The following is a 22,867-nucleotide window of genomic DNA, read 5'->3' on the forward strand; positions in this document are numbered from 1 at the left end:
AGTCGGCTCTGGAGGGGCCGTCGCTGATCTAGCGCATACCGACACCTTCAGAGCCGACAAGCCAGAGCATTTGCTCTGGCTTTCGCCGTTTCGGCGGGCTCTGCATCCGGGGTCCGTCGCCAGACAGGACAGGACCCATGAGCACCAGCACCGCAACCGAGACCACCGCCGACCTGCACGTCGCGAGGTTCACGACCCTTCCAGCGCCGGGCGAGATCTCCGCCGAGCTGCCGATCGGAGACGAGCGGTCTGCCCTCGTGGCGCGCACCCGCGATGAGGTGCGCGCGATCATGGCGGGGGAGGACGACCGGCTGATCGTCATCGCCGGACCCTGCTCGATCCACGATACCGCGGCCGGCCTCGAGTACGCCGGTCGGCTGGTTCGCGAGGCCGAGGAGCACCGCGATGACCTGCTGATCGTCATGCGCACCTACTTCGAGAAGCCGCGCACGACCGTCGGGTGGAAGGGTCTGATCAACGATCCGCACCTCGACGGCAGCCACGACATCGAGTCGGGCCTGCGCCTTGCGCGCGGTTTCCTGCGCGATGTCACCGCGCTCGGGATGCCGTGCGCCACGGAGTTCCTCGAGCCGATCAGCCCGCAGTACACCGCCGACCTCATCACCTGGGGTGCGATCGGCGCGCGCACGACGGAGAGCCAGATCCACCGGCAGCTGGCATCGGGCCTGTCGATGCCGATCGGCTTCAAGAACGGCACGGACGGCGGGCTTCAGGTGGCGCTGGATGCTGCGGCCGCGGCATCCGCTCCGCAGGCGTTCCTCGGGATCGGCGCCGACGGGCGGGCGAGCCTCGTGTCGACGACCGGGAACCCGGACACGTCGATCATTCTGCGCGGGGGAGCGGACGGCCCGAACTACGACGGCGCGCATGTCTCGGAGGCGTCTCGCCGATTGGATGCCGCGATGCTCGGCGCGCGCGTGATCGTCGACGCCAGTCACGCCAACAGCGGCAAGGACCACGTGCGCCAGTCCGTCGTCGCCCGCGAACTGGGGGAGCAGATCGCAACCGACGGTGCGGCGATCGCCGGCGTCATGCTCGAGAGTAACCTCGTCGAAGGGGCTCAGAAGCTGGACGTGTCGGCCGGGCGCACTCGGCTCGTGCACGGGCAGAGCGTGACGGATGCCTGCATGGGGTGGGACGCCACGGCCACGGCGCTCGCGCAACTCGCGGACGGCGTGCGGCAGCGGCGCGGGTCTCGGTGATCGCACGGCGCCCGTCACGTTCGGTTCGCTCGTACGCGCCGCTCACGACACTGCGGCCGCCGCTGCTTCGTCCAGGACGGCGGCGAAGGCTGCGGGATCGTGAGCGAATCGGCCGAGGAAGACGCCATCTGCGTTCCGTCCCAGAACGGTGAGCAGTCCGGGGCCAGCAGATCCACCGTAGATCACCGACGACCCCGCACGCTTCGGGTCGTCCGCGAGGCGTGTGCGAATCTCCCGTGTGACTGCGGTGATGTGCTCCACCGGCGCCGGCTCCGCGGCTCCGATCGCCCAGACCGGCTCATAGGCGACGACGACCCGACCCGCCGGTGCATTGCGCAAGGCGCCGTCGAACTGACTGATGACGTCTCCCACAGCGCTGGCCACGCCGTCGGCGACGGTCTCGCCGAGACAGAGCACCGGCACAATGCCTTCGGCGAGCGCGGCGGAGGTCTTCGCGGCGACGACGGCGTCGGTCTCGTTGAACAATCGGCGTCGCTCGGCGTGGCCGATCTCGGCGAATCGCACGCCTGATTCAGCCAGATCGAGCGCCGACACTTCACCGGTGTACGCGCCTCGGCCATACGCAGACACGTCCTGCGCCGCCACATGGACAGGCGTCCCCTCGAACGCGCGCAGCGCGTCGTCGACGTGCAGGTAACTCGGCGCGACGAAAACTTCGACGTCCCCTGACCGCACAGATTCGTGCGCGCCCACTCGTTCGGCAACCTGCTGTGTTCGGCAGGCCCATTCGAGGTCAGCGTCCGACGGCGCGCAGCGCCTTCACGAGGGTGTCGTCTTCGCCGACGTTTCCTGGCACGACGACCTGAACGATGTCATCGCCGTCAGCGGACCGGAGACCCCAGACCGAGACTCCGGCCAGGATCTGACCACGGACAACTGCATGATCAGCGCCGATCCCCTCGCGCGCGACATCAGCACCGGTGATGCCGCCCTTCGAGATGACCGTGCCAGTCAGGTGGCGTACGGCCGCGACGACGACCATCAACGCGCGCATCACGTGCTCGCCATGCGCCAGAGTGTCATGCTCAGGGCGGCGGACGCGTTCGCTGGAGACGACTGCGAGCCCGGATCCCTGAAGACGTTCAAGCACGAGGGATGCGATGCGCCCGCCTTCGCTCTCCGGGTCCGCTAGTGCCGCCTCAGTATCGATCTCGAAGACAGCGCCATGAATACGTTCGACCTCGGCGAGCTGACGACCCGCGGCTCCGGTGTGCGAGCCGCACACAAGGAGCACCGGGCCGGCGGGCCGTGCGAGTGGGGCGCTCAGCAGCCCATCGCTGGAGACGTCGGCGATCGCGGCGGCGAGCGGCGCACCCGAGCGCACCACGAACGCTCGCTCCGGCCGGACGTCTCGCACGGCGGCGGCGATTCGTTCGATATCGCCGTCGTCGTGCACGTCCGGAAGGAGGACGTCGTTATCCACTGCGTTGCGGAGCGCCTCGCGTATCGCGCGCGGGTCTCGGACAATCCGGGTTCCCAGCAGTCGGGGTGTGCGCTTGGACTTCTCCCGAACGTACTCGTCGAGCCGGCCGTTCTCGTACCCGAAGACCGGGTCGCCCGCGAACTCGGTCCGCTCAGCCGGGAGCAGTTCGCCGCCAACGCGAACGAGATGCTGTCCGTCGACCGTCGTACGTCCACCCTCCGGATATGCCGGCACGAACAGGATGGGCAGGGCTCCGCCCGCGGCTTCCGATTCCGCGAACACGTGTCCGCGAAGCGTTGAATCTCCCCGGAGCACGAACCGGATGGGTTCACCGATCAGTTTCTCGACCCGTCGAGCGTCATCGACAATCCTCCGCACGAGAGCCACGGCGGAGTCCTCGTCCACGGCACGCGTATTCGTGAGCAGGTAGACGGCATCTGCATTCCGCAGCTCATCGGCAATCGCCTCAGCCGTCCAGCGGAGCATCACCGTCACATCGCTCGCCGACTGCGTCCCCGTGGGATCATCGTCCAGGATCAGGGTCTTCACAATCTTTCTCCTGTTCCCGCGGGCGCGGCATTTCGTTGAGGTGCGGTGGAGTCAGGGGCGGAGCGTACCGTTGTTCCCACGCTGCCAAGACCCGCGACGGCCACTTCGACGGATTCTCCTGGCCGGACCATCACACCTGTTCCGGGACATCCGGTCATGACCACGTCCCCGGGCTCGAGGACCGTCCATTCGCTGATGTACGCAAGCTGCTCGGCGATGGAGACGTGCAGATCGCTGGCGTTCGCCGTCGCCACGATCCGTCCATCGACAGCAACGGTGATCGTCGCCTCAGCGGGATCGAAATCGGTCTCTATCCACGCACCGGCCGGGGTGAAGGCGGACCCGTTCTTCGCACGAAACAGCCGAGGATCCCCCGCGATCTCGCCCGGATCGGTGGCATCGTTGACCACGGTATAGCCCAAGACATGGTCGAAAACGTCGGACGCGGATGCCGAGGACATCCGTCGTCCGATCACAACGGCGATCTCAGCTTCAGCGAAGACACCGGCGGACGTCCGCGCCGTCAACGCGGTACCTTCGGCCACCACGGTATGCGGGGACTTCAGGAACACGGTGAGCGGCACATCGCCGACATCCGCCGGGCAGATCGTCGGATCGGAGGATCTCGTCGAAGTCCTGGGGGAGCGTCTTCCGCTTCGCGCGTGCCATGCCGCCAGCCTACGGATCGAACCCTCTTCCGATCACACCTCTGGCGTGGCCGGCGAGCGATCCGTCACTTCAGCTGAAAGTCTTCAACCCAGGTCGGGACCGATCAACTCTGGGGTCGCCGTGCGGGTGAGCAGCATCTCCCGCTCGTGCGGGAGCATCGTCGCGACCTCCGCAGCGTCAGCACGATGGTCGATGACCACCTCGACAATCCGATCGGCGACCTCTCGGGCCGCTGCTTTACTCAGCTGGTAGTGACGATGCTGCTGGACCAGCGCCGACAGTGTGAACTCGCGTGTCCCTCCCCCGAGATCTGTCAGCCCGATGGGTGTACTCGCCAAATCCGGTGACAGGTCGAATGCCGGCGTGAACCGTGCGTGCATGCCGTCCCAGAAAAACGCCAGGTTTCGCAGGTGGTCGTCATCGATACGCATCGCGATGCGGAAAGCGAGCCGCCGGAAGAGCTCGGGCCCCGCCTCCGACGGGTGCATGGAGGTTTTCCGGAGCTTCTCGAGCAAGCTCGGGTACGAAGCCCCGTGCGCGCGATAGTCCTCGGCCACGGTGAGGCCCGACACGACCTGTCTACGAGCAGGACTCTCCGGCTGGCCACTGACCTCGCGATCGAACCGCTCCGTGAGCAGAGCCAGGCCACGCCGATCGAGATCGATCAGGCGGGCGTCTGGAACATCCAGACCCGCGTGCCTCGCGATGTGAAGCGCTGCGCGCTCAGCCTTGATGAGGGGCGACTGCTTGTCGTAGGGCGTCTCGAACTTCGTCAGCCATTGCCGACCTTCGAACCGCACGAACGCCTTGGGCTGAGATCCTCCGGCGGCAGTGAGGGTGTTCCGGACCGCGCGCGCAAGCTCTGGACCTGAGGCACCGTCGTCGACGGTCACGGCACCACTCGCGATCGTTGACAGGTCTCCCCCTCCTCGACGTTCGACATAGTCGCGGGGGCTCTCCTGAAAGTCGATCGCTCCCACGCGGTCGCTTCCGGGCTCAAGCATGTAGCGCACGTCCGGGAGTTGGTCTTCGATGCCCAAGCCGAGTTCGCGGTTGATCACCTGTCGGCCCCACGTGTCTGGCATCGCATCTCGGATGCTCGAGGGCATACCGTGCCCGGGGGCGGGCGCGAAAGACCTCTCACTCAGCGGAAGATCCGGTCCGAGACTGACGGCGTTACCGCGAGCGAGATAGCTGTCGGCGTAGCGGAACGCGAGTCCACTGCCGGTGGAGGACTGCGCCATGACACCGGCCACCACCGGTTCAGAAGCGCCAGGGAGGTACGCCCACACGAACGGACCGCGCCGGACGGGGTCAGAAGTCGCCATCGATCTCCCTCTCTCTGCGGTTGCGGACGTTGGACGGCACCAGGGTCAGCGCCTGCTCGCCCTGCTGTCGGGTGCGCGCCAGTGTCTTCGGATCGGTGATGTCGAAGAGAGGGACGCCGGCGTGCACGGCCGCATTGAGCACATTGCCGAAAGTGACTCCGACGTCGCCGCGCTCGATCATCGTGATCACGCGTGGAGAGACGTCGACGAGCTCCGCCAAGCGAGCCGCGGTCATCCGATTGGCATGCCTGGCCAGACGGATCTGCTGCCCGAGGATGCGAGCAGCATCGGCAGCCTCCGAGGTCGGGACGATCTTCTTCCGTGGCATGTAGATAGGATACTACCGACACGTTTCCGATAGATGTTTATCTACAGTTTAGTTCGCCGTGCTTGCCGCGCGGCGAAAAGCAAGAAGACCTCGCATGTGCGAGGTCTTCTTGGAGTGACGGTTATCTGTGGAGCCTAGGAGATTCGAACTCCTGACATCCTGCTTGCAAAGCAGGCGCTCTACCAACTGAGCTAAGGCCCCGTGAGGGATTTCTTGAGTTGAGGAGTGGGGCTACCAGGACTTGAACCTGGGACCTCTTCATTATCAGTGAAGCGCTCTAACCGCCTGAGCTATAGCCCCGTCAACCTCCAAGACTTTACCGGAGTTTGACAGATTTTCCGAATCCAGATCGATCAGTCCGACGTCCGCAGTTTCACGTTGCCGGCGGACACATCGACCCTCACCGAGTTGCGTGAGTTCGACGCCGTCTGCAAGTCGTTGTCGACCGAACCGGCGCTGACATCCTGGGTGACGTCGTAGGGGACGTCCGGCAGCGCGAGTGTGAGCGAACCGGCGCTCACGCCCACCTCGACCTCGCGGGGGGCGCTGCCCGTCAGCGTCGAGACCAACTCGCCCGCAGACACTCCGAACGAGGCGGTGTCGACGTCGGCCAGCTCGAATTCGGCTCGTCCGGCATTGAGTTCGGCGTCGAGTGCCGTCGCGGAGCCGTTCACGTGTACCGACCCGGCAGAGATGTCGACCTCGAACTCGCCGAATTCGCCCTCCACGTCCAGGGCGCCGGCCCCGAGCGAGAGATCGGCGTCGATACCGGCCAGCTCCTGCGGCAGCAGCAGATCGACGTTCTCCTCGCGTCCCCAGTCACCGAACCACGACCAGTCACCGCCCCAGCTCAACCAGCTGTCCGGGCTGCGCAGCTTGAGTTCGTCTCCGTCGCGCTCGAGAGTCCATCGACCGTCCGACCCGCTGACCTGCAGCTCCGCCTCGTCGACGTCTCCGAACCGGATGGTGACATCGCTGGCCGCCACGTCGGCGATCAGTTCGGTCACTCCGCTGACGTCGACCCGGTCGGACTGATCCGATCCGTTCCCCTGGCCGAGGGCGTTGACGGCACCGAACGCGGCGGTTGTTCCCGACCCGATCAACGCGATCCCGCCGACGACCGCGGTGATGATCGCCACGGTCTTGAAACCGCTGTTGTCCTGCTTCTGCTCGTTCATCGTTCTGCTCCTGTCTGCGAAGACGGACCGGTTGCCGGCCCGCCGGAAATCTCGATATGCGCCAGCGCGGCGAGCACCCGTCGGTTTCCCGACTCATCCGGCTCAAGCCCCAGCTTCTGGAAGATGGCGGTGATGTTCTTCTCGACACTCGCCTCTGAGAGGAACAGCAGCGCCGCGATCGCGTGATTCGATTTGCCCTCGGCGATCAGCGCGAGCACCGTGCGCTCCCGCTCTGACAGATTCTGCATGCGGTCATCGCGGTGACGACGGGTGAGCAGCTGGGCGACGACCTCGGGATCGAACACCGTCGTGCCCTCGGCGATCCGCTCGACCGATGCGACGAACTCGTCCACGTCGGCGACCCGATCCTTCAGCAGGTACCCGAGCGGGCCGCCCTGCGATGCGATGAGGTCGCTCGCGTACCGCTCCTCGACGTACTGCGACAGCACGAGCAGCGGCAGCTGCGGATGCGTGACCCGCAAGCCGAGCGCGGCACGAATGCCCTCATCGGTGAACGTCGGAGGCAGCCGCACGTCGAGGATGCAGAGCTCAGGATCCGTGGTCTGCACGCTCTCGGTGAGCATCTCGGTGTCGGCCAGGGCCGCGACCACGACGTGACCCGAGTCCTCGAGCAGGCGCACAAGCCCTTCGCGGAGGAGGACGGAGTCCTCACAGATCAGGATGCGCATGGCACACTCACCTCCAGCGACGTCGGACCACCCTGCGGGCTGTCGAGACGGAACGTTCCACCGGCCGCGAGCACGCGGTTCGACACTCCGTCGAGTCCGCCGCCGGCGAGCACCTGCGCGCCGCCGATGCCGTTGTCCTCGACCCGCGCCCAGAGCATGTTGCCCTCACGCACCCGCACGATCACCCGGCACTCACTCGCCCGCGAGTGCTTCGCGGCGTTCGTGAGGGATTCGGCGATGCAGAAGTACACGGCCGCCTCGGCATCCCGACTGCATCGACCATCCATCCGCACATCGAGATTTACGGGGATGTGCGATCGGCCGGCCAGCGCCGACAGCGCCGCATCCAGACCGCGGTCGTCCAGAACCGATGCATGGATGCCGCGTGCCAACTGTCGCAGCTCGGTGATGGCCGCCTTCGTCGAGGTGTGCGCTTCGCCGATGAGCTCCTTGGCCGTATCCGGGTCGGCGTCGATCTTCTGCTGCGCCAATCCCAGCGTCATGCCGACCGAGACAAGACGCGGCTGGACGCCGTCGTGCAGATCGCGCTCGATGCGCGTGCGCTCGACGTCGGCGGCGCGCACCGCACCCTCCCGCTGGGCGCTGGTCGTGCGCACCTGTTCGGTGAGCTCTTTCTCACGGCTCTCCACCACGATCGCGCGGGTGAGGACGCGATGCAGCAGCGCCAGGCCGATGATCGCGGCGGCCGTCAGCACCACGCCGAGGGCGCCGAGCAGGGGAGCCCAGGCCGCGGACACATCGGAGGCACCGAATCGGAACGGGAGGGTGACCACGTCGGCGCCGGTGAGCGGCGCGAACGCCGCGAAGGCCGAGCGGATGAGGGCACCGAACAGCCGCACGACGAGCGTGCCCATGACGCAGGCGATGGCGAGGTTCGCGATCGCACGCCAGGTGCGCCCGTCGATCAGCTGCCGCCACAGCGAATGCAGCCACCCGCCGAACCCGGTGTGCCGGCTGCCACGCCAGCGCAGCGGCGAGAGATCGAGGCGGTACAGGCTGCTCGCCCGGCCGACCTCGAACCACGCGGCGCCGTAGAACACGTACACGAACGCGACGAGGAACAGCAGCCCGATGCCGAGCACGAGCGCGAGCCCCACCCCGATGCTCAGCAGCGCCGACAGCACGGTGATGACGATGGCGCCGAGCACACCGAGACCGGCGAGGTGCAGCACGGTGAGCGCGATGCGCAGCGGCGGTGTCTCGGCGGATGATGCCCGCGCCGCAGCGGCCGGCGCAGGAGAGGGGGGCACCGGTGATGCCGGAGACGGAGATTCCGCCGGTGGCGGTGGGACAGGCTGAGTGGTCATGCCTCCAAGGTAGGCCGCACGCACCCCTCATCGGCACCGAGTCAACCAGAGAGGTGCGTTCCGGTTTTCCCTACCTCGAGCGCGGGTGCTCCCGAACGAGGAAGGGCGGATGCCGAAGCATCCGCCCTTCCTCACATAGAGGCGTCAGTTCGACATGAATCCGACCAGCAGTCCGCCGGTCACCTTCACGGCGAGGTTGTAGATGCCGGCGACGACCGCGCCGAGCACGGTGAACACGATGAGGTTCAGGATCGAGACGACCGCGGCGAACGCCATCACCTGGGGGAGACCCATCAGCGAACTCAGCGAGACCGCGTTGTCGGTGATCTGGCCGACGAAGTCGTCCGCTCCGGCGAGCAGCCCGGTCGCCTGGAACACCAGGTAGATGAGGAAGAACGAGACCATGGTCACGATCGCCAGCGCCACCGCCCCCAGGAACGAGAGCTTCACAGCCGACCAGAAATCGACGTAGACCAGGCGCAGCCGGACCTGCTTGCCGCCGGTCTTGCGCGTGGACTTCTTCGCCAGCTTGTCGGCTACTGTGCTCATTCGTCTGTTTCCTCAGGGTCAGGATTCGATTCGGGGGCCGCGGCTGACTCGGGAGCGTCGGATGCCGCATCCACCTCGTCTTCTTCGAGGCCCCGCTCTCCGTTGCGGGCGATCGCGAGGATGCGGTCGTTCTCTGACGTACGCGCGAACACCACTCCCATGGTGTCTCGGCCCTTTGCGGGCACCTCGGCCACGGCAGAGCGTACCACCTTGCCGCTGGAGAGAACCACCAAGACCTCGTCGTCCTCACTGACGATCAGACCGCCCGCGAGAACGCCCCGATCGTCGTGGAGCTTGGCGACCTTGATGCCGAATCCGCCGCGGTTCTGCACCCGATACTGCTCGACTTCGGTGCGCTTGGCGTACCCGCCGTCGGTCACGGTGAACACGTATCCCTCGGGGTCGGCGACGGATGCCGAGAGCAGGCGATCGTCGCCCTTGAACTTCATACCCGTGACCCCGGCGGTCGCACGGCCCATCGGACGCAGTGCAGCGTCGTTCGCGTGGAAGCGCACCGACATACCCTTGCGGCTGATGAGGAGGATGTCATCGGACGCATCCACGATCATGGCGCTGACCAGCTCGTCGTCCTCGCGCAGGCGGATCGCGATGACCCCGCCCTGACGGTTGGTGTCGTACTCGGTCAGGCGCGTCTTCTTCACCAGCCCGTCGCGGGTGGCGAGCACCAGATAGTCGGCGACGTCGTAATCGCGCATCGCGAGGACCTGGGCGATGCCCTCATCGGGCTGCAGCGCCAGGAGGTTCGCAACGTGGCTGCCCTTGGCGTCGCGGCCGGCCTCGGGGACCTCGTAGGTCTTGGTCCGGTAGACCCGTCCCTTGTCCGTGAACACGAGCAGCCAGTGATGAGTCGTCGTGACGAAGAACTGCTCGACGATGTCGTCGGCGCGCAGCTGTGCACCCTTGATGCCCTTGCCGCCGCGGTGCTGCGACCGGTAGTTGTCGCTGCGGGTGCGCTTGATGTACCCGTCACGGGTGACGGTGACCACCATCTCTTCTTCGGCGATGAGGTCTTCCATCGACACATCGCCGTCGAAACCGTGCAGGATGTGCGTACGGCGCTCGTCGCCGAAGCGGTCGACGATCTCGGTGAGCTCTTCACGGATGATGGTGCGCTGACGCGACTCGTCGGCGAGGATCGCCTTGAAGTCCGCGATCTTCGCCTCGAGCTCGGTGGCCTCGTCGACGATCTTCTGCCGTTCCAGCGCGGCCAGGCGGCGCAGCTGCATCTGCAGGATCGCGTCGGCCTGGATCTCGTCGATGTCGAGCAGCTTCTGCAGACCCTCGTTCGCCTCCTGCGGCGTGGGGGAGCGGCGGATCAGCGCGATGACCTCGTCAAGAGCATCCAGTGCCTTGAGGTACGCACGCAGAATGTGCATCCGCTCCTCCGCCTTGCGCAGGCGGAAGATCGTGCGGCGGACGATCACGTCGATCTGGTGCGTGATCCAGTTCGAGATGAAACCGTCCAGCGCCAGCGTGCGCGGCACACCGTCGACGATCGCAAGCATGTTGGCGCCGAAGTTGTCCTGCAACGGCGTGTGCTTGTACAGGTTGTTCAGCACGACCTTGGCGACAGCATCCCGCTTGAGAACCACGACGATCCGCTGACCGGTGCGGTCACTGGTCTCGTCGCGGATGTCGGCGATGCCGGTGATCTTGCCGTCGCGGGCCAGGTCGCCGATCTTCACCGCGAGGTTGTCGGGGTTGACCTGGTACGGCAGCTCGGTGATGACCAGGCAGGTGCGCCCCTGGATCTCTTCGACGTCGACGACCGCACGCATGGTGATCGACCCGCGACCGGTGCGGTAGGCCTCATGAATGCCCTTGGAGCCGAGGATCTGCGCGCCAGTGGGGAAGTCGGGGCCGGGAATGCGCTTGATGAGGCCCTCGAGCAACTCCTCGCGCGGCAGCTCGGGGTTATCCAGCGCCCACAGTGCGGCATTGGCGACTTCGCGCAGGTTGTGAGGGGGGATGTTGGTCGCCATGCCGACCGCGATGCCGACCGAACCGTTGACGAGCAGGTTCGGGAAACGGGCCGGCAGGACCATCGGCTCCTGGGTCTGCCCGTCGTAGTTGTCCTGGAAGTCGACGGTCTCCTCTTCGATATCGCGCACCATTTCGAGTGCGAGCTGAGCCATCTTCGTCTCGGTATATCGCGGGGCGGCGGCACCCATGTTGCCGGGAGAACCGAAGTTTCCCTGACCCTGCGCCAGCGGGTAGCGCATCGACCACGGCTGCACGAGCCGGACCAGGGCGTCATAGATCGCGGTGTCACCGTGCGGGTGGTACTGACCCATCACCTCGCCGACGACGCGCGCGCACTTCGAGAACGACTTGTCGGGGCGGAACCCACCGTCGTACATGCCGTAGATGACCCGGCGGTGCACGGGCTTGAGGCCGTCGCGCACGTCGGGCAGGGCACGACCCACGATGACGGCCATCGCGTAGTCGAGATAGCTGCGCTGCATCTCGGACTGCAGGTCGACCTGGTCGATCTTGCCGTGTTCGTGCATCGCGCTGATGTCAGGGCGTTCTTCGTCAGTCATGTGCTTCTCTCAGATCCGGATGCGCGTCAGATGTCCAGGAACCGGACATCCTTGGCGTTGCGCTGGATGAATGTGCGGCGGGACTCCACGTCTTCGCCCATCAGAACGCTGAAGATCTCGTCCGCGCTGGCAGCATCTTCGATGGTCACCTGCCGCAGCGTGCGGGTGGTGTGATCCATCGTGGTCTCCCACAGCTCCTTGGCGTTCATCTCGCCGAGACCCTTGTAGCGCTGCACGCCGGAGTCCTTCGGGATGCGCTTGCCGTTCTCGAGGCCGTGCTGCAGCAGTGCGTCGCGCTCGGCGTCGGAGTACACGTACTCGTGGGGCGCATTCGTCCACTTCAGCCGGTACAGCGGCGGCATCGCGAGGTAGACGAAGCCGGCCTCGATGAGCCCGCGCATGTAGCGGAACAGCAGCGTCAGCAACAGCGTGGTGATGTGCTGCCCGTCGACGTCGGCATCGGCCATCAGCACGATCTTGTGGTAGCGGGCCTTCTCGATGTCGAAGTCCTCGCCGATGCCCGTGCCGAAGGCCTGGATCATCGCCTGGACCTCTTTATTGGCCAATGCCTTGTCGAGGCGCGCGCGCTCGACATTGAGGATCTTGCCGCGCAGGGCCAGGATCGCCTGCGTGTGCGGGTCACGACCCTGAACCGCCGAGCCGCCGGCCGAGTCGCCCTCGACGAGGAAGATCTCGCTGATCGAGGGATCCTTGCTCGTGCAGTCCTTGAGCTTGTCGGGCATCGCGGCGGATTCGAACACGCTCTTGCGGCGTGCGGTCTCGCGCGCCTTCCGCGCGGCGAGCCGGGCGGTGGCCGCATCGATCGCCTTGCGGATGACGTTCTTCGCCTGCGACGGGTTGCGCTCGAACCAGTCGCCGAGCTGGTCGCCGACGATCTTCTGGACGAACGCCTTTGCCTCGGTATTGCCGAGCTTGGTCTTCGTCTGCCCCTCGAACTGCGGTTCGCCGAGCTTGATCGAGATGACCGCGGTCAGGCCCTCGCGCACATCGTCGCCGGAGAGGTTGTCGTCCTTCTCCTTGAGGATGCCGTTGGCGCGGGCGTACTTGTTCACCAGCGTCGTCAGCGCCGCACGGAAGCCCTCTTCGTGCGTGCCGCCCTCGTGGGTGTTGATCGTGTTCGCGTAGGTGTAGACGTTCTCGGAGTAGCCCGTCGTCCACTGCATCGCGATCTCGAGCGAGATCTTGCGTTCGGTGTCTTCGGATTCGAAGTCGATGATCTCGTCGGTGACGGGTTCGGTGTGGCGAACCCGGTTCAGGTGCTCCACGTAGTCGACGAGGCCGCGCTCGTAGAGGAAGACATCCTCGCGCTGCTTCGTGACGGCGGTGCCCTCTTCTTCGATCTCGTAGGTGCCGCCCTCGCGCTCATCGTGCAGCTCGATGCGCAGCCCCTTGTTGAGGAATGCCATCTGCTGGAAGCGCGTGCGCAGCACGTCGTATTCGAACTCGACCGACTCGGTGAAGATCTCGGCATCCGGCCAGAAGGTGATGTCAGTGCCGGTGTCATCGGTCGGCTCGCCCTGCTCGAGTTTCTGCTGCGGAACGCCGCCGTCGGCGAACCGGTGGTGCCAGGCGAAGCCCTTCTGCTTCACCGTGACGTCGAAACGACTCGAGAGCGCGTTGACCACGGACGAGCCGACGCCGTGCAGACCACCGGAGACCGCGTAGGCACCCCCGCCGAACTTGCCGCCGGCGTGCAGGATCGTCAGCACGACCTCGACAGTCGACTTGCTCGGGTCGGACGAGTGCGGTCCGGTCGGTATGCCGCGGCCGTTGTCGATCACGCGGACCCCGCCGTTGGCGAGCAGGGTCACGACTATGGTGTCGGCGTAGCCGGCGAGCGCCTCATCGACGGAGTTGTCCACGATCTCGTAGACCAAGTGGTGCAGACCCCGCGGACCGGTCGAGCCGATGTACATGCCAGGGCGCTTGCGCACCGCCTCAAGACCCTCGAGGATCTGGATCTGGTCGGCGCCGTAATCGGCAGACGGCGGAGTATTGGTTGACGGGGTGTTCGCCGGGGTTTCACCGGGTGTGGATTCAGGCTCGTCAGCAGTATTTTCAGGCGTCATCAGAGGGCATTCTCCACATCGATATCTCGAATGCCCAGTCTACCCTCATCGAGGGCCGTTCACCTCGCTGAACGGCCGTGTGTGGCCCTGAAATCGATCGGGACCCCATTGATGGTGTCCTACCCGTAGGTATCGCGCGGACCCCGCCCTGGGACGGCTCTGGGCCCCCATTTCCAAGAAGGGACGTCCGGACCGATGAAGCGGAGGTTGTCCACACCGGCCTGTGGATAGCGCCGGCCGATCTCCGTGAGGATCGTTGCGCGCATGAACTGGAGGTTCTTCGCCCACGCCGTCGAATCGCATTTCACCGTCAGCATCCCGTTCTCCAAAGACACCGGTTCGGAGTGCTTCGCCGTGTCGGCACCGGCGAGATCTGCCCACTGGCGGACGAGGTCCTCGCGCGCCAACGTGATCTCCCAGCCGGCCTCGCGACTGAGCTTGTCGAGCACGGACCCGAGGGCACCGGGATCGCGCCCCGGGGTGAACGGCGCGTTCTCGTCGTCATCATGGATGCGGCGTTTGCGCTTCCAGCTCTTCGAGCTGGGCTTGAGACCGCGCAGGCGCAGATAGGTTGCAACGGTCTCAGGGGTGCCGGGGTCGGTCATCGCGACTCCTCCTCCCCAGCATCCGTCGTCTCGCTCCCGCGCTCGTCGCTGATCGTACCCGCGTGGATGCGCACGACATGCCGGTGGAGAGGTTCGGGGATGTCCTCCTCGACAGCGGCCGTCACGATGACCTGCTCGTACCCGACCGTGAGCGCGGCCAATCGCTGGCGGCGATCAGCGTCGAGCTCAGCGAAAACGTCATCGAGGATGAGCACGGGGTCACCAGCGGGGGACTCGGCGCGCAACAGCTCGGCGGAGGCCAGGCGCAGCGACAGCGCGACCGACCACGATTCGCCATGGGACGCATATCCCTTCACGGGCAGATCGCGCACCCGCAGCATGAGGTCGTCACGGTGCGGCCCGACGAGGGTGAGTCCGCGATCGAGCTCTTGTGTGCGCTTGGCCTGCAGCGCCGCGCGGAACTGATCGGCGAGGACGCCACGAGAGTCGGATGCTGTGACATCACCCTCCTCCGGATCGCCGCCGCGCACGGACAGCGCCCAGTCGAGCTCGGGGCGGTGATCCTCACCCGCGATTGCCGTGTATGCCGCGGCCAGCGGCTGCTGCAGATCGGCGGCAAGCCGCATCCGCGCGTCGATGATCTCGGAACCGAGGGCGATGAGCTTGTCGTCCCAGACCTCGAGTGTCGTGAGTGCTTCACCGCGGACGCCGCGGGCGCGGGCCGACTTCAACAGGGCGGTGCGCTGCTTCAGCACCCGGTCGTAGTCACCGAGGACGGCGGCCATGCGCGGCGCGCGTTGAATCAGCAGCTGATCGGCGAACCGGCGGCGCGATGATGGATCGCCACGAACGATCTGCAGATCTTCAGGCGCGAAGAGGACCACGTGCGCATAGCGGGGGAGCTCGCTCGTTTTCGAGGGAGACCCGTTGATGCGGGCCTTGTTCGAACCCTGCCGGTTAATCTGGACCTCGGTGAGCACACGGCGGTCACCGACAGACAGCCGTGCCCGGATGACAGCGAATTCCTGTCCGTCGCGCACCATCGGCGCATCCGCTGAAACGCGATGAGACCCCAGGGTGGCGAGGAACACCACCGCCTCGGCCAGATTCGTCTTGCCCTGACCATTGCGGCCGACGAGAACATTCGGGCCGGGAAGGAACTGCAGATCTGCGGTCGCATAGTTGCGGAAGTCGACCAGGTTCAGGTGCTCCACAATCACGTGCTCAGCCTACTTCGGGGGTGTGACACGTGCGGTGCTGCGCTGCGAGATGGATGCCTGCAGCGGGACATGCCCTCGCTCGGCCTGCGGCCGTGCTCCCGCCGGACCCGGTGCCAGCCCACCGCAGGCATCCATCTCTCCGCTCGGTACGCCGGTCGTTGAGCGAAGGCGCGTAGCGCCGAGACGAAACGGGTTGAGCGAGCGTAGCGAGCCGAAACCGATCCTTACCGAAGCAACAGGTTCGGCTGCAGCAGGTACTTGAACGAGTCGGCGCCGGCCTGATCGACCGACGTCTGGCTCGTGATGAGCACCGGGCTGAGCTTGTTCGCGTTGTCGCTCGAGGTGAAAGTGACACGAACGAACTCGCTCTTGACCGCGCTGAGTGCCTCGGTCAGGTATTGCGGGTTCAGTCCGAGGGTGACATCGTCGCCGCCGGAGAGGTGGGCGTCGACCGACTCGGATGCGCGCGCCTGCTCGCTGCCCGAAGCATCCATCGTCACGCTGTCGGACGTGAACGTGAAACGCAGCGGGGCCGCACGATCGAGAACCAGGGCCACACGACGGACGGCCTCGATGAGATCGGCGGTGTTGACGACCGCGTAGTGGTCGGTCTGCTCGGGGAACAGCCGGCGCACGGGCGGGAAGTTGCCCTTGATCAGCAACGATGTGACGGTCTTGTTCCCCGCGGTGAAAGCGATGATCTCGCGATCCCCGCTGCCCGAGAAGGCGACCTGTATCGTGCCGGCGTTGCCGAAGGTCTTGCCGACTTCGGTGAGCGTGCGGGCGGGAACGAGTGCTGCCTGCTCGGAAGCCTGGCCGTCCCACGGGACGTCGCGCAGCGATACGCGATAGCGGTCGGTCGCGACGAGCGAAAGGCTCTGCTCCGAGACCTCGAGCTGCACACCGGTGAGCACAGGGGTGACATCGTCGCGGGATGCTGCGAAACCGACCTGCGCGATTGCGGTGCCGAATTCATCGGCCGGGACGACACCGGATGATCCCGTGACCTCGGGGATCGACGGGTATTCCTCCACGGGCATGGCGGCGAGCGTGAACCGGGCCGAACCGCAGGTGACGGCGATGCCGCCATCGTCTTCGACGGCGATCTCGATCGGTGCGTTCGGCAGGCGGCTGGCGATATCGGAGAGCAAACGGCCGTGGACGAGGATCGTGCCCGGATCGTCGACCGTTGCTTCGATGGTGGTGCGAGCGGATGCTTCGTAGTCGAACGCTGAGAGTGTGAGACCCTCGTCACCCGCTTCGATCAGCACACCGGCCAGGATCGGCTGGGGATTGCGCTGTGGAAGCAGCTTGACGACGAAGGACACTGCTTCGCTGAAGACATCGCGGTTGACCTGGAACCTCACTGGCGCTCCCTCGTCGTGAATCACATGACCTGCGCAGCTTGGCCCACCGCAGGGGTTCCCATCGTATCCCTACAGCGACAATGCGCCATACGCCTGGTTCAGCTCGTCCTTGAGGTGATCGGATCCGGCTTTGTAGAGGAATAACTTCTTAACAGTGTTAACAGCTGTGGATACTGTGGATAACTCGGTGGATAGTAGACGTCCGTAGGGAACTACAAGCGTGTGAGATGTGGAACTACTGAGGAATCCGCGTGAATACGGGGATGGTGCAGCATCCGCTCTTCAGAGAGTTATCCACAGTATGCCCCGATCCGCACACATTCGTCCCGAACCCGAAGCCCATTCATCCACAAGTTATCCACATGTGCAAAGCGGCATTTAAAGGGATGATGACGGCGTCTGTCAACTCCGAATCCGGATGCTGTCAGCGTCGGCCGAGCTGCGTGGTGATCTCGGTCACCTGGTTGTAGATCGAGCGACGTTCTTTCATGAGGTCGCTGATCTTCTTGTACGCGTACATGACGGTGGTGTGATCGCGATTACCGAACAGCTGACCGATCTTGGGCAGCGAAAGGTTCGTGCGCTCGCGGCACAGGTACATCGCGATCTGACGCGCGGTCGCGATCTGCTGCGAACGGCTCGATCCGTACAGATCATCGACCGTGAGCTTGAAGTACTGGGCGGTCGCGGTGATGATGTCCGTCGGCGAGATGATGTTGTGCTCGGCCGTATCGACGATGTCGCGCAGCACCGACTGGGCGAGGGAGATGTCGAGCGAGGAGCGGTTCAGGCTCGCGAACGCCGACACCCGGATCAACGCACCCTCGAGCTCGCGGATGTTGGAGGAGACGATCGTCGCGATGTACTCGAGCACGTCGTCGGGGATGTGCAGCGCTTCGCTCTGTGCTTTCTTGCGCAGAATCGCGATACGGGTCTCGAGGTCGGGCGCCTGCACGTCGGTGATGAGACCCCACTCGAACCGGCTGCGCATGCGGTCTTCGAAGCCCGTCAGATGCTTGGGTGCCACGTCGCTGGTGATGACGATCTGCTTGTTGTGATCGTGGAGGGTGTTGAACGTGTGGAAGAACGTCTCCTGCGTTTCGGCGCGACCCTGCAGGAACTGGATGTCGTCGATGAGCAGGATGTCGACATCGCGGTAGCGGGCCTGGAATGCTGAACCGCGGTTGTTGGCGATGGAGTTGATGAAGTCGTTCGTGAACTCTTCGCTGGAGACGTAGCGGACCTTCACCCCGGTGTAGAGGGACTGCGCGTAGTCGCCGATCGCGTGGAGCAGGTGGGTCTTGCCGAGACCGGAGTCGCCATAGATGAACAGTGGGTTGTACGCCTTGGCCGGTGCTTCGGCGACCGCCACGGCCGCCGCATGAGCGAACCTGTTCGACTGCCCGATGACGAAATTGTCGAAGGTGTACTTCGGGTTCAGCCGTGACTCGTGGCGCATGGGCGTCGGCTGCTCGATCGGGAGATCCGTGCGCGGTGCGTCGGGGCGGCCGAAGTCGGCCACGGCGATGGGGGCAGTCTGCTGTTCAGCGAGCTCGTGGTTGACGACCACACGGAACGAGGTGACTTCTTGCCCGAGTTGGGCCAGTGCCTCCATGAGGGGCACCCGCAGCCGCTTGTTGATCTGTGCGGCCGTGAGGTCGTTCGGAACATCGAGATACAGAGTGCTGCTCATCACGCCGGCGGGGACGGCCAGGCTGAGGAAGCCCTGCAGCTGGGGAGTGACGCGATCGTCCTCATCGAGCAGGTCCAGCACCTGTGCCCAGATCGGAACGTCGGGCAGGGCAGGAGAGGACATGGCGCTCCGGGCGGTGGTGGCGGGAGAGCGGGCTCGTGGCCCCTGTTCCCCCTGTGGATAACTTCGGTTGCCACGGTAGTCATCCCCGCAGTGGACGGCAACCTGCCTGTGGAAAACCCCTGGTGTGTCCCGCGCGTCGCGGGCGGTGTGTTTGTGGATAATGGGGAAGTGCGTCTGCGGGCGGGCACTGGCCCGAGCGCGAGCATTTGCTCTATGCGCCGACAAGACGTAGCCTTAATCGGTTGACTTATGCCCGGATCTGGGCAGTTCCCCATGTCTCCGGTCGTACTCACCCGGTGACACCATTCCCGGAGTGATTCCATGAGCAAGCGTACGTTCCAGCCCAACAACCGTCGTCGCGCCAAGAAGCACGGCTTCCGCGCCCGCATGCGTACTCGCGCCGGCCGCGGCATCCTGTCGGCCCGCCGCGCGAAGGGCCGCACCGAGCTCTCGGCGTAAGCCTCGTGCTCGCCCGTCCGTTCCGACTGACGCGAGGCACTGACTACAGGTCGGTCGTCCGTCGCGGTGTTCGGTGCGGGGGCGCCCGAGTCGTCACCTCGATGATGACGACCGGTGAAGCACGCGAGCCCCGGTTCGGGTTCATCGTCAGTAAGCAGGTGGGGACAGCTGTGATCCGCAACACCGTGCGTCGTCGGCTCAAGGCCGTGTGCGCGGAGGCGAGGATCGATGTCCCTCAGGGCACGGATGTCGTCATCCGTGCCCTTCCTGCATCTGCGACGGCGACGTTCGCGGAACTCGAAGTCGACGTGACGCGGTGTCTTGCACGGCTCCAGCCAGCGGCGGCGCGAGCATGAGTGTGCTGCCGTCCTACGCGATGGGAAGCGGTCAGCTGCATGCCCGCGACCTCGTGCGCAGCATCCCGCTGATTCCCCGCAATGCGGTGCTGGCCTTCCTCACCGCCTATCGCGCCGTGATCTCTCCCCTGTACGGAGATGTCTGCACCTATTACCCATCCTGCTCGGCTTACGCTGTAGGGGCGGTGCAGCAGCACGGCGCAGTGAAAGGCGCTCTGCTCTCGGGATGGCGGATTCTGAGATGCAACCCCTGGAGCAAAGGTGGCGTCGACGACGTGCGCCCTCACGACCATTTCCGACACGACCTGACCACTCGAGGTTTCGTCGTACCTTCTCGAAAGGACTGAACAGTGGGTCTTGACCTTCTGCTCGCGTCTGCGACGCCCACCCCGGATTCCGGCGGAGGTGGATTTGACCTGCTCGGCACGATCCTGTGGCCGCTGAAGTGGGCGGTCGAGCTCATCCTCGTCGCCTGGCACTGGCTGTTCACCGCCGTAGGGCTGCCGGCTGCATCCGGCGTCACCTGGGTTCTCTCCATCGTCGGCCTCGTCATCGTCGTGCGTGCAGCAGTTTTCCCCCTGTTCGTGCGGCAAATCAAGAGCCAGCGCAAGATGATGGAAATCGCTCCTGAGATGAAGAAGGTCCAGGAGAAGTACAAGGGCAAAAAGGATCAGCTCTCGCGTGAGGCCATGAGCCGCGAAACGATGGCGCTGTACAAGCGGCACGGTACGTCCCCGATGTCGAGCTGTCTGCCGCTCATCGTGCAGATGCCGATCTTCTTCTCGCTGTTCAGCGTGCTGCGCGATGTGAGCGATCACGCCCGAGCCGGCTTGGGCGGCGTGGGTCTTCTGAGTCCAGAACTCACCATGGAGTTCTACAACGCGAAGCTGTTCGGCGTCGTGTCGCTGCACGAGACGCTGGGTGACGCGGTCGACTCCCAGAACACGGTGGCGATCGTTCTGCTCGTGATCCTCGTGATCCTGATGATCGGCTCGCAGTTCTTCACGCAGCTGCAGATCATCTCGAAGAACCTCTCCCCCGAGGCCAAGACCGGCCAGGCGTACCAGATGCAGAAGATCATGCTCTACGTGCTGCCGCTGGGCTTCATCTTCTCGGGTGTGTTCTTCCCTCTTGGTGTCGTCATCTACTGGTTCATCTCGAACCTCTGGACCATGGCGCAGCAGTTCCTCGTCATCCGTGAGATGCCGACTCCTGGTTCTGAAGCGGCGAAGGCCCGCGAAGAACGACTGGCGCGCAAGGGCAAGGCGATCGACTCGTCGGGCAAGGTGGTGCCGATGGCCGTGTACGAGGCTGAACAGCAGCGGATGCTGGACGAGGTCGAGAAGGCAAAGCAGCAGACGCCGAAGCGTCAGCAGCCGGTGAGCAAGAAGCGCGCGAAGAAGAAGGGCTCGAACTGATGACCACGGAGCACGTCCACGAACGCTCGGAGCCTACCGCCGAGCAGCTCGAGAACGAGGGCGACGTCGCCGCGGACTTCATTGAAGAGCTGCTCGACATCGCTGATATCGATGGCGACCTGAACCTCGACGTTCGTCAGGGCCGGGCGTATGTCTCGGTCGAGTCGGAGGACTCGAGCATTGCAACGCTCTCAGACCCGGACACCGTGCAGGCGCTGCAGGAGATTACCCGTCTCGCCGTGCAGAGCACGACGGGTTCGTTCTCACGGCTGATCCTGGACGTGGGCGGCTCGCGCGATGTGCGTCGCCAGCAACTCGAGAAGCTCGTCGATGCTGCAGTGCTCAAGCTCGACGACGGTGCATCACAGGCGTCGCTGCCGTCGATGTCGAGTTACGAGCGCAAGCTGGTGCACGACATTGTGGCTGACAAGAGCCTCGTTTCAGAGTCGTACGGCGAAGGGGCTGATCGCCACACCGTCATCCGTCGTCGTTGATGTTTCACGTGAAACATTGCGTGAAGGTATGACTGTCGAGGCAGAGCCCGAGGTCGCTGCGTCATTGTTCGGTACGCAGTTGGATGTGGCTCGTGCGTTCACGGCGAACCTTGCTGAGCAGGGGGAGGAGCGCGGTCTGATCGGGCCGCTCGAGTTGCCCCGCCTGTGGACGAGGCACGTACTGAACAGCGCGATCGCCGCTCCGCTCTTTCATGGATCTGCGGCGGATGTCGGATCAGGCGCCGGGTTGCCCGGGCTTGCCCTGGCTATTGCACGCCCCGACGTGACCTGGACGCTCATCGAACCGATGGAGCGCAGGGTGGCCTGGCTCAATGAGCAGGTATCGGAGCTGGGGCTTTCGAATGCCACCGTTCTGCGTGCCCGCGCCGAAGAGGTCTCGCCGAAGCAGTTCGACGTCGTGACCGCGCGTGCCGTCAGCGCGCTGCGGACGTTGCTGCCGTGGACAGCGCCCCTCGTGCGAGATGGTGGTGAGCTCGCGCTGCTCAAGGGGCAGAACGCCCCGGTCGAGATCGATGCGGCGGCGAAGCAGATCAAGAAGCATCGCTTGAGCGATGTGCGCGTGGAGGTTCTCGGTGCGGGAGTTCTCACTGAGACGACGCGCGTCGTTCGCGCCACGGTTCGCTGAACAGAGATCTGTCCGCCGGTCGTTGAGCGGAGGCAGAGCCCGGAGCTGAAACGCACTGAGCGAACCGAGTGAGTCGAAGTGTCTTCGTGTGAACCCGTTTCGACTCGCAGGTGGCTCGCTCAACGCGTTTCGTCTCGCTTTGCTCGCTCAACGACCGGGTGGACCGCGCTTGTGTTTCACGTGAAACATTTGCGCCTCGGTCGTTGAGCGGAGGGCGGAGCCCGGAGACGAAACGCGCTGAGCGAGCGCAGCGAGTCGAAGTGTCTTCTCGGTGGAGTCGTTTCGACTCGCCGGTGGCTCGCTCAACGACCGGTGAAACACTCCGCCTTCGGTCGTTGAGTGGAGGGCGGAGCCCGGAGACGAAACGCGCTGAGCGGACGGAGTGAGTCGAGGTGGCTTCGTGTGAGTTCGTTTCGACTCGCCGGTGGCTCGCTCAACGCGTTTCGTCTCACCTTTGGCTCGCTCAACGGCCGGGGTGGGCCGCGCTTGTGTTTCACGTGAAACACTCCGCCTTCAGTCGTTGAGCGGAGGGCGGAGCCCGGAGACGAAACGCACTGAGCGAGCGCAGCGGGTCGAAGTGTCTTCG

At 65.1% G+C, this 22,867-nt stretch carries 22 protein-coding genes and 2 tRNA genes; 7 read left to right on the forward strand and 17 right to left on the reverse strand.

The annotated features are described in order from the left end of the window. Positions 1-137: 137 nt before the first annotated feature. Positions 138-1,223, forward strand: a complete 1,086-nt coding sequence (locus tag ACTICP_RS01455; RefSeq protein ID WP_441888788.1) for a 3-deoxy-7-phosphoheptulonate synthase — start codon at positions 138-140, stop codon at positions 1,221-1,223. Between the two features lie 42 nt (positions 1,224-1,265). On the opposite strand, the gene ACTICP_RS01460 is transcribed toward ACTICP_RS01455, so the two are convergent. From ACTICP_RS01460 to dnaA, 17 genes are all read right to left on the reverse strand, one after another. Continuing rightward, entirely contained in the window at positions 1,266-1,937 is a 672-nt protein-coding gene (locus ACTICP_RS01460) for a triose-phosphate isomerase family protein (RefSeq protein WP_441888790.1), read from the reverse strand. A gap of 40 nt (positions 1,938-1,977) precedes the next feature. After that, positions 1,978-3,216 (reverse strand): four-carbon acid sugar kinase family protein, encoded by a 1,239-nt coding sequence (locus tag ACTICP_RS01465; RefSeq protein WP_441888792.1) that lies wholly within the window; start codon positions 3,214-3,216, stop codon positions 1,978-1,980. Next, the gene (locus tag ACTICP_RS01470; protein WP_441888794.1) at positions 3,213-3,800 is read right to left on the reverse strand and encodes a fumarylacetoacetate hydrolase family protein; all 588 of its coding nucleotides are present in this window, start codon (positions 3,798-3,800) and stop codon (positions 3,213-3,215) included. The genes ACTICP_RS01465 and ACTICP_RS01470 overlap by 4 nt, the downstream gene beginning before the upstream one ends. A gap of 168 nt (positions 3,801-3,968) precedes the next feature. Then, positions 3,969-5,213, reverse strand: coding sequence for a type II toxin-antitoxin system HipA family toxin (locus ACTICP_RS01475; RefSeq protein WP_441888796.1), 1,245 nt, complete (start codon positions 5,211-5,213; stop codon positions 3,969-3,971). Next, on the reverse strand, positions 5,200-5,541 hold the full coding sequence (locus tag ACTICP_RS01480; protein WP_441888798.1) for a helix-turn-helix transcriptional regulator: 342 nt from the start codon (positions 5,539-5,541) through the stop codon (positions 5,200-5,202). Before ACTICP_RS01480 ends, ACTICP_RS01475 begins: the two co-directional genes overlap by 14 nt. 128 nt (positions 5,542-5,669) lie before the next feature. Further along, positions 5,670-5,742 (reverse strand) — tRNA-Ala (locus ACTICP_RS01485). Positions 5,743-5,767: 25 nt separating this feature from the next. Beyond that, a tRNA-Ile gene (locus ACTICP_RS01490) sits at positions 5,768-5,841 on the reverse strand. Between the two features lie 53 nt (positions 5,842-5,894). Further along, complete coding sequence (locus tag ACTICP_RS01495; protein WP_441888800.1) at positions 5,895-6,719, reverse strand: DUF4097 family beta strand repeat-containing protein; 825 nt, start codon at positions 6,717-6,719, stop codon at positions 5,895-5,897. Beyond that, positions 6,716-7,408 (reverse strand): response regulator, encoded by a 693-nt coding sequence (locus ACTICP_RS01500; RefSeq protein WP_441888802.1) that lies wholly within the window; start codon positions 7,406-7,408, stop codon positions 6,716-6,718. The genes ACTICP_RS01495 and ACTICP_RS01500 overlap by 4 nt, the downstream gene beginning before the upstream one ends. Beyond that, positions 7,396-8,736 (reverse strand): histidine kinase, encoded by a 1,341-nt coding sequence (locus ACTICP_RS01505; protein WP_441888804.1) that lies wholly within the window; start codon positions 8,734-8,736, stop codon positions 7,396-7,398. The genes ACTICP_RS01500 and ACTICP_RS01505 overlap by 13 nt, the downstream gene beginning before the upstream one ends. A gap of 144 nt (positions 8,737-8,880) precedes the next feature. Then, positions 8,881-9,285 carry a DUF3566 domain-containing protein gene (locus ACTICP_RS01510; protein ID WP_441888806.1) on the reverse strand — a complete coding sequence of 135 codons (405 nt, stop codon included), beginning with the start codon at positions 9,283-9,285 and terminating at the stop codon, positions 8,881-8,883. After that, on the reverse strand, positions 9,282-11,849 hold the full coding sequence (gene gyrA, locus ACTICP_RS01515; protein ID WP_441888808.1) for a DNA gyrase subunit A: 2,568 nt from the start codon (positions 11,847-11,849) through the stop codon (positions 9,282-9,284). Before gyrA ends, ACTICP_RS01510 begins: the two co-directional genes overlap by 4 nt. A 26-nt stretch (positions 11,850-11,875) precedes the next feature. Then, complete coding sequence (gyrB, locus tag ACTICP_RS01520; protein WP_441888810.1) at positions 11,876-13,939, reverse strand: DNA topoisomerase (ATP-hydrolyzing) subunit B; 2,064 nt, start codon at positions 13,937-13,939, stop codon at positions 11,876-11,878. A gap of 119 nt (positions 13,940-14,058) precedes the next feature. After that, a complete protein-coding gene (locus ACTICP_RS01525) occupies positions 14,059-14,544 on the reverse strand; it encodes a DUF721 domain-containing protein (RefSeq protein WP_441888812.1) in 486 nt (161 codons plus the stop codon). After that, entirely contained in the window at positions 14,541-15,725 is a 1,185-nt protein-coding gene (gene recF, locus ACTICP_RS01530; protein ID WP_441888813.1) for a DNA replication/repair protein RecF, read from the reverse strand. Before recF ends, ACTICP_RS01525 begins: the two co-directional genes overlap by 4 nt. Positions 15,726-15,949: 224 nt before the next feature. After that, positions 15,950-17,092, reverse strand: coding sequence for a DNA polymerase III subunit beta (gene dnaN / locus ACTICP_RS01535; RefSeq protein WP_441888815.1), 1,143 nt, complete (start codon positions 17,090-17,092; stop codon positions 15,950-15,952). Between the two features lie 424 nt (positions 17,093-17,516). Continuing rightward, positions 17,517-18,908, reverse strand: a complete 1,392-nt coding sequence (dnaA, locus tag ACTICP_RS01540) for a chromosomal replication initiator protein DnaA (protein ID WP_441888817.1) — start codon at positions 18,906-18,908, stop codon at positions 17,517-17,519. A gap of 321 nt (positions 18,909-19,229) precedes the next feature. Between dnaA and rpmH the strand changes: the two genes are divergently transcribed. From rpmH to rsmG, 6 genes are read left to right on the forward strand one after another with little or no spacing between them, the layout of a single operon-like run. After that, positions 19,230-19,367, forward strand: a complete 138-nt coding sequence (gene rpmH / locus ACTICP_RS01545; protein ID WP_055952712.1) for a 50S ribosomal protein L34 — start codon at positions 19,230-19,232, stop codon at positions 19,365-19,367. 5 nt (positions 19,368-19,372) lie between these two features. After that, positions 19,373-19,723, forward strand: coding sequence for a ribonuclease P protein component (rnpA, locus tag ACTICP_RS01550; RefSeq protein WP_441888820.1), 351 nt, complete (start codon positions 19,373-19,375; stop codon positions 19,721-19,723). Next, positions 19,720-20,070 (forward strand): membrane protein insertion efficiency factor YidD, encoded by a 351-nt coding sequence (gene yidD / locus ACTICP_RS01555; RefSeq protein WP_441888822.1) that lies wholly within the window; start codon positions 19,720-19,722, stop codon positions 20,068-20,070. Before rnpA ends, yidD begins: the two co-directional genes overlap by 4 nt. A gap of 3 nt (positions 20,071-20,073) precedes the next feature. After that, entirely contained in the window at positions 20,074-21,141 is a 1,068-nt protein-coding gene (gene yidC / locus ACTICP_RS01560) for a membrane protein insertase YidC (protein ID WP_441888824.1), read from the forward strand. After that, a complete protein-coding gene (locus ACTICP_RS01565) occupies positions 21,141-21,635 on the forward strand; it encodes a Jag family protein (protein WP_441888826.1) in 495 nt (164 codons plus the stop codon). The genes yidC and ACTICP_RS01565 overlap by 1 nt, the downstream gene beginning before the upstream one ends. A 16-nt stretch (positions 21,636-21,651) precedes the next feature. Continuing rightward, complete coding sequence (gene rsmG / locus ACTICP_RS01570; RefSeq protein ID WP_441888828.1) at positions 21,652-22,281, forward strand: 16S rRNA (guanine(527)-N(7))-methyltransferase RsmG; 630 nt, start codon at positions 21,652-21,654, stop codon at positions 22,279-22,281. Positions 22,282-22,867 lie beyond the last annotated feature (586 nt).

The organism is Microbacterium sp. (genome assembly GCF_052102115.1).
GTDB lineage: Bacteria > Actinomycetota > Actinomycetes > Actinomycetales > Microbacteriaceae > Microbacterium.